We start from the raw sequence: 14,718 nt of genomic DNA, 5'->3' as shown, positions 1-14,718 counted from the left end.
GCGGGATCCTCGTATCGTCGTGAGAATGCGCCAGTACTCCGCCGATCTGACCCCTCCGTGGAAGAAACCGGGGCCCGTCCCCGAGGTCGCCGCCGAGCCCGGGCTGGTCGTGGAGGAACCCGGCACCGGCTTCTGCGGCGCGGTGATCCGCTGCGAGGCGGGGACGGTGACGCTGGAGGACCGCTTCGGCAAGCACCGGGTGTTCCCGCTGGAGCCGAGGGGGTTCCTGCTCGAGGGGTGGGCGGTGACGCTGGTACGGCCGGCGTCCGGTCCCGCCCGGCCCACGCGTACGGCATCGGGGTCGGTGGCCGTTCCCGGCGCACGGGCGCGGGTCGCCCGCGCGGGACGCATCTACGTGGAGGGGCGGCACGACGCCGAGCTGGTCGAGAAGGTGTGGGGCGACGACCTACGGATCGAGGGGGTGGTCGTGGAGTACCTGGAGGGTGTGGACGACCTGCCGTCGATCGTGGCGGACTTCGCGCCCGGTCCCGACGCGCGGCTGGGGGTCCTGGTGGACCATCTGGTCCCGGGCTCGAAGGAGTGGCGTATCGCGGAGGCGGTGACGAGCGAGCACGCCCTGGTGGTGGGCCACCCGTACATCGACATCTGGGAGGCGGTGAAGCCGTCGTCGGTGGGCATCGAGGCCTGGCCGCGGGTGCCGCGGGGGCAGGACTGGAAGTCGGGGGTGTGCGCGGCGCTGGGGTGGCGGGTGGCTCACACGGGGGAGGCGTGGCAGCGGATCCTGGGCTCGGTGCGGACGTACAAGGACCTGGAGCCGGAACTGCTGGGGCGGGTGGAGGAACTGATCGACTTCGTCACGGAAAGCGGTGGGGCCTGACCCCGGGGAAGGTCCCGAATTCGCCCGTGTCCAAGCCGACTCCCAGCATGTCGAGCGGCACTCGATGCCCGAAGTCCAGCTTCATCTGTGCCGTGTAGTCAGCCGCTTCCCCCTCTCCGACGGGCATCGTGAGCAGGACACAGTGCGCCATGATCGGATCGATGATGAGGTACGCGGGGATCTTGCCGGCAGCGTAGATCGACCGCTTGACAAGGTAGTCCCGCACGGCACTGGTCTTGGACACGACCTCGACCACCAGCGTGATCGCCTCGGACGGCAGCAAACGGCCCGACTCGGGCGTCGCATCACGCCCGAGGACCACCAGATCCGGCACGGGCTCGCTGGCCTCGTCGATGATGTCGACGTCCTGGGTCTGGAGACGAGCCCACTGCTTGCGCGGAATCTGGTCCTGTACATTCGCGACGATGCGGTTGTGCACCAGCTCAGGGCCGGCCGTCATCACGATGTCGCCCCGGAGAAGCTCGACCCTGACGCCCTCTGGAGGCTCGAATTCCTCGAAGAACCTGGTCATCCCGCGCTCGTCCACAGCGGTCATCTCCGTGGCCCTCCACATCCGCCGAGTCCTTTTGGCGGCAGCCTAGGGACCAGTGTGAGGGACCGAACCTGCGTTCCGCAGTGATTCACTCCGCCGAGTGATCAGTCCACCAGGTCCCTGACCACGGCGTCCGCCAGCAGCCGCCCGCGCAGGGTGAGAGCCGCGTGGCCCTCACCGTACGGTCCCCTCTCCAGCAGCCCCTCCGTCAGCGCGCGCCGCGACGCCTCCAGCCCCGTCTCCTTGAGCAGCGACAGCGGCACACCCTCCCGCAGCCGCAGCTCCAGCAGGATCCGCTCCACCCGCCGGTCCTCGTCCGTCAGGATCTCCCGCCCCGCCCCGGGCGACCGCCCCTCCGCCAATGCCGCGGCGTACGCGCCCGGGTGCTTGACGTTCCACCAGCGCACCCCGCCCACATGCGAGTGGGCGCCGGGGCCCGCGCCCCACCAGTCCGCGCCCCGCCAGTACAGCTCGTTGTGCAGACAGCGGCCGGCTTCCGACGTGGCCCAGTTCGACACCTCGTACCAGTGGAAACCCGCCGCCGACAGCATCTCCTCGGCGATCAGGTACCGGTCCGCGTGGACGTCGTCGTCCGTCATCGGCACCTCACCGCGCCGGATGCGGCGGGCGAGCTGTGTGCCCTCCTCCACGATCAGCGCGTACGCCGACACATGGTCCGGCCCGGCACCGAGCGCCGCGTCCAGGGACGCCCGCCAGTCGTCGTCGGACTCCCCCGGCGTGCCGTAGATCAGGTCGAGGTTGACGTGGTCGAAGCCCGCCGCCCGCGCCTCGGCGACGCACGCCTCCGGCCGTCCGGGGGTGTGGGTGCGGTCCAGAACCTTCAGCACATGCTGCCGGGCGCTCTGCATGCCGAAGGAGACCCGGTTGAAGCCGCCCTCCCGCAGCGCGGCGAGATACGCCGGGTCGACCGACTCGGGATTCGCCTCCGTCGTCACCTCCGCGTCCGCCGCCAGCCCGAACTCCTCCCGGATGGCCCCCAGCATCCGTACGAGATCAGCGGCGGCGAGCAGGGTCGGCGTACCGCCGCCGACGAAGACCGTGCGGACCGGCCGCGGGTCGTCGCCCAGCACCTTCCGCGCCAGGCGGATCTCGTCGATCAGGGTCTCGGCGTAGTTGTCGCGGGAGGCCAGCACGCCGCCGCTGCCGCGCAACTCGGTCGCGGTGTAGGTGTTGAAGTCGCAGTAGCCGCAGCGGGTGGCGCAGTACGGGACGTGCAGGTAGAAGCCGAGGGGGCGGTCGGCGGCCCCGGCGAGCGCGGACGCGGGCAGCGCGCCGTCGGCGGGGACGGGCTCGCCGTCGGGGAGTGCGGAAGGCATGTGCTCCATTGTCCCGCACCGGGCACGTCACTCGGCCTGGAGCACCAGCAGCGCGAGATCGTCGGCGGGCGGCCGGGCCCCGAACTCGTGCACGAGCTGCGTGATCCGTTCCGCTATCAGCTCGGCGTCCATCCCCGCGCAGCTCGCCAGGGCCATGGCCAGCCCGTCGCCGTCGTCGAACTGGCGGGAGCCGGAGCGCCGCTCGGTGACCCCGTCGGTGACGCAGAGGAGGGTGTCGCCGGAGTACATGTCGAAGGTCTCACTGGTGTACGCGGCGTCCTCGACGACGCCGAGCAGGGTCTGCGGCTGCGCCACCGGACGGACGCCGCCGTCGGGGTCGAGGAGCAGGGGCAGGGGGTGTCCGGCGGAGGCGAGGGTGCAGCGGACGCCGCCGGGGAAGGGCATGAGCTCGCCGTAGAGGAGGGAGAGGAAGCGGGTCTGGGGCCCGTCGCCGGGGGCGGTCGGGCGGGCCCCGGCGGCCACCAGCGCGCGGGCGGCGGCGTCGGCGGCCTCCGTGGCGTCGTCGAGGAGGAGCTGGTTGAGGCGGTCGAGGACGTCGGCGACGCGGTAGCCCTCGCGGGCGAGCAGTCGCAGCCAGGGCCGGGCGAGTCCGATGACGACGGCCGCCTCGGGGCCCTTGCCCTGTACGTCACCGACCGCGAAGCACCAGCGGCCGCGGCCGGCCGGGAAGAGGTCGTAGAAGTCGCCGCTCGGTCCGCCCTTGTCGCAGGGTTCGTAGACGAGGGCGCTGCGCACGCCGGGGATCTCGGCGACGGCGCCGGGCAGCAGGCCGCGCTGGAGCACGGCGCTGATGGTGGCCTGGCGGGCGTACTGCCGGGCGGCTCCGATGGCGAGGGCGACCCGCCGGCCGAGGTCCTCCACGAGGCCGGTGACCTCATCGGGAAACCGGTCGATCCCGCCCCGCCCGATCACCAGCGTCCCGAGCGGCCGCCCACCGGCGACGAGCCGGTAGGCGAGAGCGGTGCCACAGTCTCCTCCGTCCCCCGCAACACCGGCCCCCTCCCCGGCCGCCCCATGGTCCCGACCACCCGGCCCCCCGGACCCGGCCCCGTCGACCGGTGCACCCGGCCCCTCGGCCGACACACCCGGCCCCTCGGGCAGCACATCCGGCCTCCTGACCGGTGCACCCGGCCCCTCAGCCAGCACATCCGGCCCCCCGGCCAGCACACCCTCGGCCAGCACGCCCGACTCCCCGGCCAACGCGTCCGCCCCCTCCACGCCCGGCCCGTCGGGCCGCCCGGCCGGTGTGTCGGCCGCCGTCGACGGGCCGTCCAGGGCGGCCCCCGGCCAGGGGTACGGCACGGGGCCCGGGCGTAACGGGTCGCCGGGGTGGGGTGGGTTTTGTTCCAGGGCGTGGCTCAGGTCCTCGATGCGGTTCTCGCTGGCGTGCCATACGCGGGCGAGGCGGGGTCCGCCGGCCCGGGTGTCGTCGCTCCAGCCGCGGTGGCCGGTGGTCTCGTCCTCCAGCCACACCGCACACCAGTCGGCGAGCCGCGGCACGATCAGTTGGCCGGTGAGGGAGGTGACCAGGTCCTCGTCGAGCTGCCCTGCGAGCAGGTCGGAGGCCTCGGCGAGGAAGGAGAGGGCGCCGCGGCCCAGCCAGGTGCCGTCGCGGCCGTGGCGGCGCGCCAGCCAGTCGTCGCCGTACGAGCCTCCGCGCCAGGTCTCCCGGGCGGGCCCCGTCGGCTCCCGGTGGCCGGCGAGCGGGTCCTGCGGTAACGGCGCGTCCAGCGGGTCCGGGGCGAGGATCTCCGCCACCCGGAGATCATGCGCCGACGCGCGCTCCCCTGCGTACGCCTCGATCTGCTCGCTGACCGCGCACTCCCCGGCGGACAGCCGCGCCCACACGGTCTTGGTGCCCGGGCGGTAGGTGATCCCCCAGGATTCCGCGAGCGCGGCGACGAGGCGCAGGCCGCGCCCGTACTCGGGGGCGTCGTACGCCGACGCCTCCGGTTCGCTGCCGCGCGGGGCGCGGGAGGGGTGGTGGTCGGTGACCTCGACGACGAGTGCGCCGGTGTCCTCCTCCAGCCCGCAGGTCAGGCGCACCTCGGTGCCGGCGTGCACGACGGCGTTGGTGACGAGCTCGCTGGCGAGGAGCGTGGCGTCGTCGCCGACGCGGCCGGTGAGCTGTTCGGCGCCGGGCAGCGGGAGCTGGGCCCACTCGGTGAACGCCTTGCGCAGCAGGGCCCGTGCGGAGCCGGGGGCGAGAGGGCTTCCGGACAGGGTCGCTTCCACCCGCGCGCGCCCGCGCGCGTCCAGGACGCGCGGGGCGGTTTCCCGCTGGGTCGGAATGGCCCGCATGGGCGGCTCCCCGGGCAGTTCGTACGAAGAAGACTCGATCGCTGCCGACAGGGTGACAGAAAGACCCCGCCCATAAGCAAGCAGTTACCGAAGTGCGCCACCACGGGTGAGAACAGTGCTCCGCATGCGGTCATGAACGGTCAGGAGATTGCCTGTATCGGAAGGGCGACGCCCCCTCAGGCGAGCACCTCTCGGAGTCACTGGTCGTCCGGCCACAGCCGGAACGCGGTGTGACCGGTCAAAGGGCGCACCGTGCGGAAGTGTCGGCGGTCCAGGGTGAGGATCGCATCCGTGCGGTACTCGGCCGCCATCACCACGTTCATCGTGCCCGTGAGACCGATCTGCGGATACCTCCGCATGGTGACCAACGCCGTCGACAGGTGCGGTTCGATCTCCGGGACCGCGTACCGGCGCACGGCGACGCGGTCCCGGACGTGACCCAGCGCCGCGTGCGCGGCCTCGGGCCCGACCCGGGTACTCAGGAGGTAGTCGAGCTCCGCGAGTACAAGGGGACTCACCACCAGGTGGGAGGAGCCCGCGACGGCCTTGCGACAGGCCGCGTGCTCGGGAGCGTCCGCGTCGAACAGGGAGAACAGGCCCGAGGTGTCGGCGATCAGGACGGTCACGCGCCGAATCCCTCCAGGTAGGAGCCGCGCCCCTCGGACCAGTCGATCCTGGAGCCGCTGTGGAACACGGGGATGTCCTCGTCACCCATCGGGTCCGTGGGATGATCGGGTACGGGCTCCTCCGTGACCGGCGACAGTATGGCGACCGGCCGCCCGTTCTTGGTCACCGTGATCCGCTCGCCGCGCTCGGCCGCGGCGAGGATCCTCGATGCGTTCTGGTTAAATTCACGCGCAGTCGCTTCCATGTACTACAGGGTACTACCGCGGCTCCGCAGATGAGGCAGACAGACAGGAACACGTCAGCGGGGCGGGGTTCCGGGGCCGAACCGGCCCGGGACCCCGCCCCGCTCATCCGTCACCGCGTGACGGTCACGCCTCGCGGGTGCCCTCGTACATCTCCTCGATGAGGTGCTTGTACTCGCGCTCGACCACCGGGCGCTTCAGCTTCAGGCTCGGCGTGATCTCACCGTGCTCCACGTCGAGGTCGCGCGGCAGGAGGCGGAACTTCTTGATGGTCTGCCAGCGCTGGAGGCCCTCGTTGAGCTGCTTGACGTAGCCGTCGACCATCTCCACCGTGGCGGGCGCGGCGACGATCTCGGCGTACGGCTTGCCCTCCATGCCGTTCTCGGCCGCCCAGGCGGTGATGGCGATCTCGTCGAGGGCGATGAGGGCGGTGCAGTAGTTCCGGTCGGCGCCGTGCACCAGGATGTTGGAGACGTAGGGGCAGACCGCCTTGAACTGGCCCTCGACCTCGGCGGGCGCGATGTACTTGCCGCCGGAGGTCTTGATGAGGTCCTTCTTGCGGTCGGTGATACGGAGGTAGCCGTCGGCGGAGAGTTCGCCGATGTCGCCGGTGTGGAACCAGCCGTCCTCCTCCAGGACCTCGGCGGTCTTGTCGGGCAGGTTGTGGTAGCCCTGCATGATGCCGGGGCCGCGCAGCAGGATCTCGCCGTCGTCGGCGATGCGCACCTCGGTGCCGGGCAGCGGCTTGCCGACGGTGCCGGTGCGGTAGGCCTCGCCGGGGTTGACGAAGGAGGCAGCGGAGGACTCGGTGAGGCCGTAGCCCTCCAGGATGTGGATGCCCGCGCCGGAGAAGAAGAAGCCGATGTCCGGCGAGAGGGCCGCCGAGCCGGAGACACAGGCGCGGAGGTTGCCGCCGAAGGCCTCCCGGATCTTGGCGTAGACGAGCTTGTCGGCGACGGCGTGCTTGCTGCGCAGGCCGAAGGGGGCGCTCGCCGTGCCGGTGCGGCGGAAGTTGTCCTGGGTGACCTTGGCGTACTCGCGGGCGACCCCGGCCGCCCACTGGAAGATCTTGTACTTGGCGCCGCCGCCGGCCTTCGCCTTGGCGGCGACGCCGTTGTAGACCTTCTCGAAGATGCGGGGCACGGCCGCCATGTACGTCGGCCGGACCACCGGAAGGTTCTCGATGATCTTGTCGACGCGGCCGTCGACGGCGGTGACGTGGCCGACCTCGATCTGGCCGGAGGTGAGCACCTTGCCGAACACGTGGGCGAGCGGCAGCCACAGGTACTGGACGTCGTCGCTGTTGACCAGGCCGGTCGCGGCGATCGCCTTCGCCATGTACGACCAGCAGTCGTGCGGCAGGCGGACGCCCTTGGGGCGGCCGGTGGTGCCGGAGGTGTAGATGAGGGTGGCGAGCTGGTCCTTGGTGATCGCGGCGACGCGCTCCTTGACCAGCTCCGGCTCCTTCTGGAGGCGGGCGGCGCCACGCTGCTCCAGTTCGGCGAGTGTGATCACGAAGTCGTCGGTGTCGACGCCGGCCGGGTCGACGACCACGACCCGGGTGAGCTCGGGCAGCTCCGCGCGCTTCTCCACCGCCTTGGCGGCCTGCTCGGCGTTCTCCGCGATCAGCACCCGGCTCTGGGAGTCGGACAGGATGTACGCCGACTCGTCGGCGTTGGTCTGCGGGTAGATCGTGGTGGTGGCGGCGCCCGCGCAGAGGATGCCGAGGTCGGCGAGGATCCACTCGACCCGGGTCGCGGAGGCCAGCGCGACCCGCTGCTCCGGCTCCACGCCCAGCTCGATCAGGCCGGCCGCGATGGCGTGGACCCGCTCGGCAGTGTCCGCCCAGGTGAGCGACTTCCAGTCGTCCGGGCCCTCGCCGGAGGCCGGCGGGACGGGATGGCGGTAGGCCTCGGCGTCCGGTGTGGCCGCCACACGCTCCAGGAAGAGGGCCGCCACGGTCGGCGGTCGGTTCTCGATCAGTGTCTGTGTGTCGCTCACGACATCCTCCGGGGCCCGCGACGGTGCGGCTGGCTCAGTGCGGCTGGGGTTTCCTCGCGTCGTTGTTTAACTCGCGAGTAACTATCGAGCACGGACAGACTAAAGGTCGACCGGCCATGGCGTAAGGGGCCACGGCCTGTTACTTCGTACAGAGAGCTACCCAACCGACGCTCAGGGCCCGCCGCGCTCGCGTGCGACGGGCCCGGGTTCGCCCGGATTGCGGAGTGACCCGCAGTAACCGCGACTACTTCTTGCCCTTGCCCGATCCCGCGCTGTCATCGCTGGACAGGACGGCGATGAAGGCCTCCTGCGGAACCTCCACGGAACCCACCATCTTCATCCGCTTCTTGCCTTCCTTCTGCTTCTCCAGCAGCTTCCGCTTACGGGAGATGTCACCGCCGTAGCACTTGGCGAGGACGTCCTTGCGGATGGCGCGGATGGTCTCGCGGGCGATGACGCGGGAGCCGATGGCGGCCTGCACCGGCACCTCGAAGGCCTGGCGCGGGATGAGCTCCTTGAGCTTGGCGACGAGCCGCACGCCGTACGCGTACGCCTGGTCCTTGTGGGTGATCGCGGAGAAGGCGTCCACCTTGTCGCCGTGCAGCAGGATGTCGACCTTGACCAGGCTGGAGGTCTGCTCGCCGGTGGGCTCGTAGTCGAGCGAGGCGTAGCCGCGGGTCTTGGACTTCAACTGGTCGAAGAAGTCGAAGACGATCTCGGCGAGGGGCAGGGTGTAGCGGATCTCGACGCGGTCCTCGGAGAGGTAGTCCATGCCGAGCAGCACACCGCGCCGGTTCTGGCACAGCTCCATGATCGAGCCGATGAACTCGCTGGGCGCGAGGATCGTCGCCCGCACGACCGGCTCGTAGACCTCGCTGATCTTCCCCTCGGGGAACTCGCTCGGGTTGGTGACGGTGTGCTCGGTGCCGTCCTCCATGACCACGCGGTAGACCACGTTGGGGGCGGTGGCGATGAGGTCGAGGCCGAACTCGCGCTCGAGGCGCTCACGGATCACGTCGAGGTGGAGCAGGCCGAGGAAGCCCACGCGGAAACCGAAGCCGAGGGCCGCGGAGGTCTCCGGCTCGTAGACCAGGGCGGCGTCGTTGAGCTGGAGCTTGTCGAGTGCCTCGCGCAGCTCCGGGTAGTCGGAGCCGTCCAGGGGGTAGAGGCCCGAGAACACCATCGGCTTGGGGTCCTTGTAGCCGCCGAGCGCCTCCTCGGCGCCCTTGCTCTGGGTGGTGACGGTGTCACCGACCTTGGACTGGCGGACGTCCTTCACACCCGTGATCAGATAGCCCACCTCGCCGACGCCGAGGCCGTCGGCGGGCAGCATTTCCGGCGAGTTGGTGCCGATCTCCAGCAGCTCGTGGGTGGCGCCGGTGGACATCATCCGGATGCGCTCGCGCTTGTTGAGCTGGCCGTCGATGACACGGACGTACGTCACGACACCGCGGTAGGAGTCGTAGACCGAGTCGAAGATCATCGCGCGGGCGGGGGCGTCCTTGACGCCGACCGGTGCGGGGACGTCGGCGACCACCCGGTCCAGCAGCGCCTCGACACCGAGGCCGGTCTTCGCGGACACCTTGAGCACGTCGTCGGGGTCGCAGCCGACCAGGTTCGCCAGCTCCTCGGCGAACTTCTCCGGCTGCGCGGCCGGCAGGTCGATCTTGTTGAGCACCGGGATGATCGTGAGGTCGTTCTCCATCGCCAGGTAGAGGTTGGCGAGGGTCTGGGCCTCGATGCCCTGGGCGGCGTCGACGAGGAGGATCGTGCCCTCGCAGGCGGCGAGGGAGCGGGACACCTCGTAGGTGAAGTCGACGTGCCCCGGGGTGTCGATCATGTTGAGGATGTGCGTGCTGCCCTTGTCGTGGGTCGGCGCCCACGGCAACCGCACGGCCTGGGACTTGATCGTGATGCCGCGCTCACGCTCGATGTCCATGCGGTCGAGGTACTGGGCGCGCATCTGCCGCTGCTCGACCACTCCGGTCAGCTGGAGCATCCGGTCGGCGAGCGTGGACTTGCCGTGGTCGATGTGCGCGATGATGCAGAAATTGCGGATCAGCGCGGGGTCGGTACGGCTCGGCTCGGGCACATGGCTGGGGATCGCGGGCACGCAGGGTCCTGATTCTTGAGGCGTCCGCATACGTGTGCTTGTGCGTCTGCGGTCTCGGGTCGGATCGATACGTAGCCTCCATGGTCCCACGGGTGGGGACCCGGGACCGGTTTGGGCCACCTAATGAGCCGCTGGTAGTGTGGGGGGCTGTGTCTCATGCCCTCTCAGCGCGAGGCACACCCCAAGAAAATCACCCGGTACCGAGCCGTGCGGCTCCCGCACGGTCCCGTGCCAGAACCTGTAGAGGCTCAATTCGTGGCGAACATCAAGTCCCAGATCAAGCGGAACAAGACCAACGAGAAGGCCCGGCTGCGCAACAAGGCCGTCAAGTCCTCTCTGAAGACCGCGATCCGCAGGGCCCGTGAGGCCGCCGCCGCGGGTGACGTCGAGAAGGCCACCGAGTACCAGCGCGTCGCCGCGCGTCAGCTCGACAAGGCCGTCTCCAAGGGCGTCATCCACAAGAACCAGGCCGCCAACAAGAAGTCGGCGCTGGCGCAGAAGGTCGCGGCCGTCAAGGGCTGAACAACCCTGTGATCTGATCGCCGGCGGGACCCCGGGCGGGCCCTCTCTCATCCGCCCCCGGCCGGCACCCCGAGCTCGTACGCGGCCTGCGTTCGCCACGCGGGTACGAGCTCACACGCTTCATCCGGAGGCCCCGCCCTCACCCTTCCCCAGGGTGGGTGGCGGGGCCTTCTGTTGGTCGGCTACGCCCAGAAGTCGTTCACCGCGTCCATGTCGGCGACGCACTCGTCCAGGTCCGTCATCTTGTCCCCGACGATCCGGAAGACGATGCATCCGTCCTCGTCCAGGTGCTTGCCCTTGCGGTCGGCCGTCGCGTGGTGCACGCCCACGGCGTGTCCGCGGCCGTCTACGAGGATCTGCCGCAGCTCGACGGTGAACGTCCCGCCGGTCTCCTCACCGATCCGCCGGTACATGTCGATGATCTCGTCCCGGCCCTTGAAGTCACCGGACAGCGCGCCGGACCCCGGCACATGGTGGGTCGCGTCCGACGCCAGCATGCCGCGCAGGGTCTCCATGTCCCCGCGGGTGAAGGCCTCGTATCCCTTTCGGACGATCTGTGCGCTCGGGTGTTCAGCCATTGTGCTCGCCACCTCTCCGTGCGCTCGGGCGACCTACGGCTGACACTTCCGATTCTCCCCCTCGCGGAGGGGCGGGAGAACTCGATCAACGGCCGTGCGTGCGGGCTATGACCTGCCTCGCGACCGCGCCGCGCGGGCGATGGTGACCACCGCCTTCTCCAGGGCGTACTCCGGGTCGTCCCCGCCGCCCTTGACTCCCGCGTCCGCCTCGGCGACCGCGCGCAGTGCCACGGCCACGCCGTCCGGGGTCCAGCCGCGCATCTGCTGCCGCACCCGGTCGATTTTCCACGGCGGCATGCCCAGCTCCCGGGCGAGATCGGCGGGCCGGCCGCCGCGCGCCGACGACAGCTTCCCGATCGCCCGTACGCCCTGCGCGAGCGCGCTGGTGATCAGCACCGGGGCCACCCCGGTCGACAGTGACCAGCGCAGGGCCTCCAAAGCCTCCGCCGCGCGTCCTTCGACCGCCCGGTCGGCGACGGTGAAGCTCGATGCCTCCGCCCGCCCGGTGTAGTACCGGCCCACGACCGCCTCGTCGATGGTGCCCTCGACGTCCGCGACCAGCTGGGACACGGCCGAGGCCAGCTCGCGCAGATCGCTGCCGATGGCGTCGACCAGCGCCTGGCACGCCTCGGGCGTGGCGGACCTCCCGGCGGTGCGGAACTCGCCCCGCACGAAGGCCAGCCGGTCCGCCGGCTTGGTCATCTTCGGGCACGCCACCTCCCGCGCCCCCGCCTTGCGCGCCGCGTCGAGCAGGCCCTTGCCCTTGGCTCCGCCCGCGTGCAGCAGCACGAGGGTGATCTCCTCGGCGGGCGATCCGAGGTACGCCTTCACATCCTTGACGGTGTCGGCCGACAGGTCCTGCGCCTGGCGTACGACCACGACCTTGCGCTCCGCGAAGAGCGACGGGCTGGTCAGCTCGGCGAGCGTGCCCGGCTGGAGCTGGTCGGGGGTCAGGTCGCGTACGTCCGTATCGGCGTCGGCCGCCTTCGCGGCGGCGACCACCTCCCGCACGGCGCGGTCGAGCAGCAGCTCCTCCTGGCCCACGGCGAGCGTCACGGGGGCGAGGGGGTCGTCGGATCCGGTCTTCCTGGCCATCGCGACAAGCATCCCACGCCCCACTGACAACGCCGCCGGCTACGGCTCCTCCCGCCAGCCCTCCCACTCGCCGGCGAACTCGTTCAGCTCGCCGGGGTCGAGCCGCCCGGCCTCGTCCCGCAGGACGACGAGCCACTGCGCGTCCTCCGCGTCGTCCTCACCGGCCAGCGCGTCCCGCACCAGCCGCGGCTCCTCGTCGACCCCGAACCGTTCCCCGAGGGCCTCGGCCACCTCTTCCGCGGCATCACGGTCGGGCAGCACCAGCACATGTCGCACATCACTCACACGGGCCATTGTCCGGCACGCCGTCCCACACCTTCGGCACCGTGTCCAGCGACGCGATGCCGAACCGGTCCCGGTAGAGCGCCAGCACCTCCTCGTCCGTGCCGGTCTCCCGTTCCTCCCGCGTCCCGTCCGGCGCCGTGACGGTGAACCGCCGGCCGCTGAGCGTGATCCGTCCCCCGTCCCCGGTCGGCGACCGCAGGGTCAGGGTCGCAACCGCCGGTCAGTGGCTGGTGGGGCCGTCGGTGAGGGGCCGGTCGTGGGTCAGGTAGGCGGTGTTGTTGGTGAGCGTTTCGTGGTGGTCGCACAGTGCCAGCACCGCGCAGGCAAGCCGCTTGACGCGGGCGACCTCACCGGCCAGACCGGCGGCCTCCGGCTCGGTGAGCCACCGCCGTGCTTCCCGGACGCCGGCGAGCGCCGCCCGGGCCTGGATGTCGCCGCTGTCGCGCCGGTCAGTGAGTTCCTCGAGGAGCGGCAGCAGTTGGTCCAGGTGCCGGCGGAAGTCGTGGTCGAAGCGGGCGACGTCGCCGTGACGCGGGAGGGTGGGCCGGTCGATGAACCAGGAGGCGACGGCGCGCATGGAGCCGATGCCGGCCGGTCCGGCCTCCGTGCCCGGGTGGTTGGTGTTCACCGGGTCACCGCCTGCCCGGCACGGTGGCGGGGGCATGCGCAGGGCGGCCAGTTGTGTCCGAGAGGGATGGGCCCTCGGCCGTTCGTGACGCACACGGTCCCCCGGTCCTCGATCACCCGGCCGCACTGGTTCACGGTGAAGACCTCGATGGTCATCTTGACGCCGAGTTTTCTGCGGGCTGTAGCGTTCATGGTGTCGACGCTCCTATGCAGCGTTGGCCACCCCCCGGGGCCGCTCGCAGCGCGGTCGCCGGGGTGCCTTCGTAGCCAGAGTGCCGACGCGAGGAGGCCCTAACTATCAGTCTTGGCTGATAGTTAGGGCCAGTAGCTAACGGTCCGTCACATACCGAGCCAAGAGCCGAAGTTGCCGAAGCTGTCCGGCATCTGCCGCCTTGCCGCGTCCAGGCCGGCGTACGTCTCCCGGACAGTCGGGTGGTAACGGGTCTGTTGGGGTGCCAGCTTCCGCGCGGCCAGCAGGCTCTTGAATGCCGCGTCGGTCTGGCCGGTCCACATCTGGGCCCGCGCGACCTCCGCCTGGTGGTGGGCGAGTCGTGAGGGCGGCCACCCGTCGGGGAGGGTCATGCTCTGCGCCTGGCGGACAGCCTCCGAGTACAGGTCCAGCTCCGCCAGCACGCTGACTCGGTGCACCTTAACGTTCGTCGGCCCGAAGCTCAGCCAGTGCGTCTTCTCCGCCGGCCCGGTGCGCTCCGCGATCCGGGCCGCCTCGCTGAGGTGCCCTTCCGCTTCGTCCTTGTTCTTGTCCCGGCCGGCGAGGACGGCAGCCCCCAGGTGCAGTTGCCCAGTGACGACATCCAGGACGCGCCCGGACTCCGCCTGCTCCAGAGCGGCCATGCCCAGCACTATCAGTCGCTTGCCGGTCTTGTAGTCGCTGGCCCGCAGGTAAGCGAGTGCCCGCAGGTACTGGCGCATGCCGGACAGCACGGGGTCGGACGCCCGCCGGGCTGCCCAGTCCATGCGGTCCAGGGCGACGGTGCACAGGTCCGGGTAGCCCAATTTGGTCGTGACGTCGTACGCGGTCCGATAGGTGCTGGCGAGCAACTGCCAACTGCGGTCGTCCGCCGCCAGGTGCGCGTTCGTGGTCACCTCGTGGATGAGGCCGGGGAGGTCGGCGGCGACCTGCTTGATGTTCGTGGCGCGGACCAAGGCACAGAGCCGCTCCGCGTGCTCCTCCAGCTCGCCGACCGGGCGGGGGCTCACGTCCGGGTCGGGGCCGAGGTCGTAGATGTTCAGCGCTTCCCGGATCGGGTTGATCAAGCCGTCGAGCTGGTCCTGGCGCAGCTCGTCGAGATACGGCTGCCCGGTGAGGTCCGTGACGGGCAGCGACAGGGTCCGGGCGAGCGCTCCGAGGACGGAAGGGCTGGCAGGCATGATGCCCTGCTCAACCTTCGTCAAGGTGCTGTAGGAGACATGCGACAGGTCGGCCAGCTCGCGCTGCGTCAGTCGGCGGAGTTTGCGGGCATGCGCGATGCGTGCACCCGCGCGTTCTTCAGTGGACGGGGGCATACGGAGCTCCGTTCTGAACTCGACACTCGGAACGGTACCCCCCCGACCACGTCC

General features: G+C 70.7%; 16 protein-coding genes. 2 read left to right on the top strand and 14 right to left on the bottom strand.

Features of this window, described 5'->3' with window-relative positions:
- Nucleotides 1-25 precede the first annotated feature (25 nt).
- Nucleotides 26-838: a DUF3097 domain-containing protein gene (locus tag AB0L56_RS18330; RefSeq protein ID WP_365424487.1), complete on the top strand. Its 813-nt coding sequence runs from the start codon at nucleotides 26-28 to the stop codon at nucleotides 836-838.
- Here AB0L56_RS18330 and AB0L56_RS18325 read toward each other — a convergent pair.
- The 7 genes from AB0L56_RS18325 to lepA all read right to left on the bottom strand — a co-directional run bounded on the left by AB0L56_RS18325 (nucleotide 816) and on the right by lepA (nucleotide 10,033).
- A complete protein-coding gene (locus AB0L56_RS18325) occupies nucleotides 816-1,394 on the bottom strand; it encodes a Uma2 family endonuclease (RefSeq protein ID WP_365424485.1) in 579 nt (192 codons plus the stop codon). The genes AB0L56_RS18330 and AB0L56_RS18325 overlap by 23 nt on opposite strands.
- A gap of 101 nt (nucleotides 1,395-1,495) precedes the next feature.
- Nucleotides 1,496-2,728, bottom strand: a complete 1,233-nt coding sequence (hemW, locus tag AB0L56_RS18320; protein WP_365424483.1) for a radical SAM family heme chaperone HemW — start codon at nucleotides 2,726-2,728, stop codon at nucleotides 1,496-1,498.
- Between the two features lie 27 nt (nucleotides 2,729-2,755).
- Entirely contained in the window at nucleotides 2,756-5,050 is a 2,295-nt protein-coding gene (locus AB0L56_RS18315; protein ID WP_365424481.1) for an ATP-binding SpoIIE family protein phosphatase, read from the bottom strand.
- Between the two features lie 197 nt (nucleotides 5,051-5,247).
- Nucleotides 5,248-5,676: a PIN domain-containing protein gene (locus AB0L56_RS18310; protein ID WP_365424479.1), complete on the bottom strand. Its 429-nt coding sequence runs from the start codon at nucleotides 5,674-5,676 to the stop codon at nucleotides 5,248-5,250.
- Entirely contained in the window at nucleotides 5,673-5,921 is a 249-nt protein-coding gene (locus AB0L56_RS18305) for a type II toxin-antitoxin system prevent-host-death family antitoxin (RefSeq protein WP_365424477.1), read from the bottom strand. Before AB0L56_RS18305 ends, AB0L56_RS18310 begins: the two co-directional genes overlap by 4 nt.
- 124 nt (nucleotides 5,922-6,045) lie before the next feature.
- The gene (locus AB0L56_RS18300) at nucleotides 6,046-7,920 is read right to left on the bottom strand and encodes an AMP-dependent synthetase/ligase (protein ID WP_365424475.1); all 1,875 of its coding nucleotides are present in this window, start codon (nucleotides 7,918-7,920) and stop codon (nucleotides 6,046-6,048) included.
- 244 nt (nucleotides 7,921-8,164) lie between these two features.
- On the bottom strand, nucleotides 8,165-10,033 hold the full coding sequence (lepA, locus tag AB0L56_RS18295; protein WP_361023078.1) for a translation elongation factor 4: 1,869 nt from the start codon (nucleotides 10,031-10,033) through the stop codon (nucleotides 8,165-8,167).
- A 255-nt stretch (nucleotides 10,034-10,288) separates the two neighbouring features.
- On the opposite strand from lepA, the gene rpsT reads away from it, so the two are divergent.
- Nucleotides 10,289-10,555: a 30S ribosomal protein S20 gene (gene rpsT, locus AB0L56_RS18290; protein WP_361023081.1), complete on the top strand. Its 267-nt coding sequence runs from the start codon at nucleotides 10,289-10,291 to the stop codon at nucleotides 10,553-10,555.
- A 182-nt stretch (nucleotides 10,556-10,737) separates the two neighbouring features.
- On the opposite strand, the gene AB0L56_RS18285 is transcribed toward rpsT, so the two are convergent.
- The 7 genes from AB0L56_RS18285 to AB0L56_RS18255 form a co-directional block, all read right to left on the bottom strand.
- A complete protein-coding gene (locus AB0L56_RS18285; RefSeq protein ID WP_365424472.1) occupies nucleotides 10,738-11,133 on the bottom strand; it encodes a nuclear transport factor 2 family protein in 396 nt (131 codons plus the stop codon).
- 105 nt (nucleotides 11,134-11,238) lie between these two features.
- Complete coding sequence (gene holA, locus AB0L56_RS18280) at nucleotides 11,239-12,228, bottom strand: DNA polymerase III subunit delta (RefSeq protein ID WP_361023087.1); 990 nt, start codon at nucleotides 12,226-12,228, stop codon at nucleotides 11,239-11,241.
- 39 nt (nucleotides 12,229-12,267) lie between these two features.
- A complete protein-coding gene (locus tag AB0L56_RS18275) occupies nucleotides 12,268-12,513 on the bottom strand; it encodes a hypothetical protein (RefSeq protein WP_365424470.1) in 246 nt (81 codons plus the stop codon).
- Nucleotides 12,506-12,718: an arylamine N-acetyltransferase gene (locus AB0L56_RS18270; protein WP_365424647.1), complete on the bottom strand. Its 213-nt coding sequence runs from the start codon at nucleotides 12,716-12,718 to the stop codon at nucleotides 12,506-12,508. Before AB0L56_RS18270 ends, AB0L56_RS18275 begins: the two co-directional genes overlap by 8 nt.
- A gap of 15 nt (nucleotides 12,719-12,733) precedes the next feature.
- The gene (locus AB0L56_RS18265) at nucleotides 12,734-13,141 is read right to left on the bottom strand and encodes a DUF6415 family natural product biosynthesis protein (RefSeq protein WP_365424468.1); all 408 of its coding nucleotides are present in this window, start codon (nucleotides 13,139-13,141) and stop codon (nucleotides 12,734-12,736) included.
- Nucleotides 13,138-13,332, bottom strand: a complete 195-nt coding sequence (locus AB0L56_RS18260) for a hypothetical protein (RefSeq protein WP_365424466.1) — start codon at nucleotides 13,330-13,332, stop codon at nucleotides 13,138-13,140. Before AB0L56_RS18260 ends, AB0L56_RS18265 begins: the two co-directional genes overlap by 4 nt.
- Before the next feature lie 147 nt (nucleotides 13,333-13,479).
- On the bottom strand, nucleotides 13,480-14,664 hold the full coding sequence (locus AB0L56_RS18255) for a helix-turn-helix transcriptional regulator (protein ID WP_365424464.1): 1,185 nt from the start codon (nucleotides 14,662-14,664) through the stop codon (nucleotides 13,480-13,482).
- Nucleotides 14,665-14,718 lie beyond the last annotated feature (54 nt).

The organism is Streptomyces sp. NPDC052079, from assembly GCF_040680275.1.
Taxonomy (GTDB): Bacteria; Actinomycetota; Actinomycetes; order Streptomycetales; family Streptomycetaceae; genus Streptomyces.
This window is presented reverse-complemented; position numbering and strand designations above follow the sequence as displayed.

Coding starts and splice junctions, on each gene's coding strand:
- holA (WP_361023087.1), bottom strand. CDS start 12,228: ATGGCCAGGAAGACCGGATCCGACGACCCCCTCGCCCCCGTGACGCTC.
- hemW (WP_365424483.1), bottom strand. CDS start 2,728: ATGCCTTCCGCACTCCCCGACGGCGAGCCCGTCCCCGCCGACGGCGCG.
- AB0L56_RS18305 (WP_365424477.1), bottom strand. CDS start 5,921: ATGGAAGCGACTGCGCGTGAATTTAACCAGAACGCATCGAGGATCCTC.
- AB0L56_RS18255 (WP_365424464.1), bottom strand. CDS start 14,664: ATGCCCCCGTCCACTGAAGAACGCGCGGGTGCACGCATCGCGCATGCC.
- AB0L56_RS18260 (WP_365424466.1), bottom strand. CDS start 13,332: ATGAACGCTACAGCCCGCAGAAAACTCGGCGTCAAGATGACCATCGAG.
- AB0L56_RS18285 (WP_365424472.1), bottom strand. CDS start 11,133: ATGGCTGAACACCCGAGCGCACAGATCGTCCGAAAGGGATACGAGGCC.
- AB0L56_RS18325 (WP_365424485.1), bottom strand. CDS start 1,394: ATGACCGCTGTGGACGAGCGCGGGATGACCAGGTTCTTCGAGGAATTC.
- AB0L56_RS18330 (WP_365424487.1), top strand. CDS start 26: ATGCGCCAGTACTCCGCCGATCTGACCCCTCCGTGGAAGAAACCGGGG.
- AB0L56_RS18315 (WP_365424481.1), bottom strand. CDS start 5,050: ATGCGGGCCATTCCGACCCAGCGGGAAACCGCCCCGCGCGTCCTGGAC.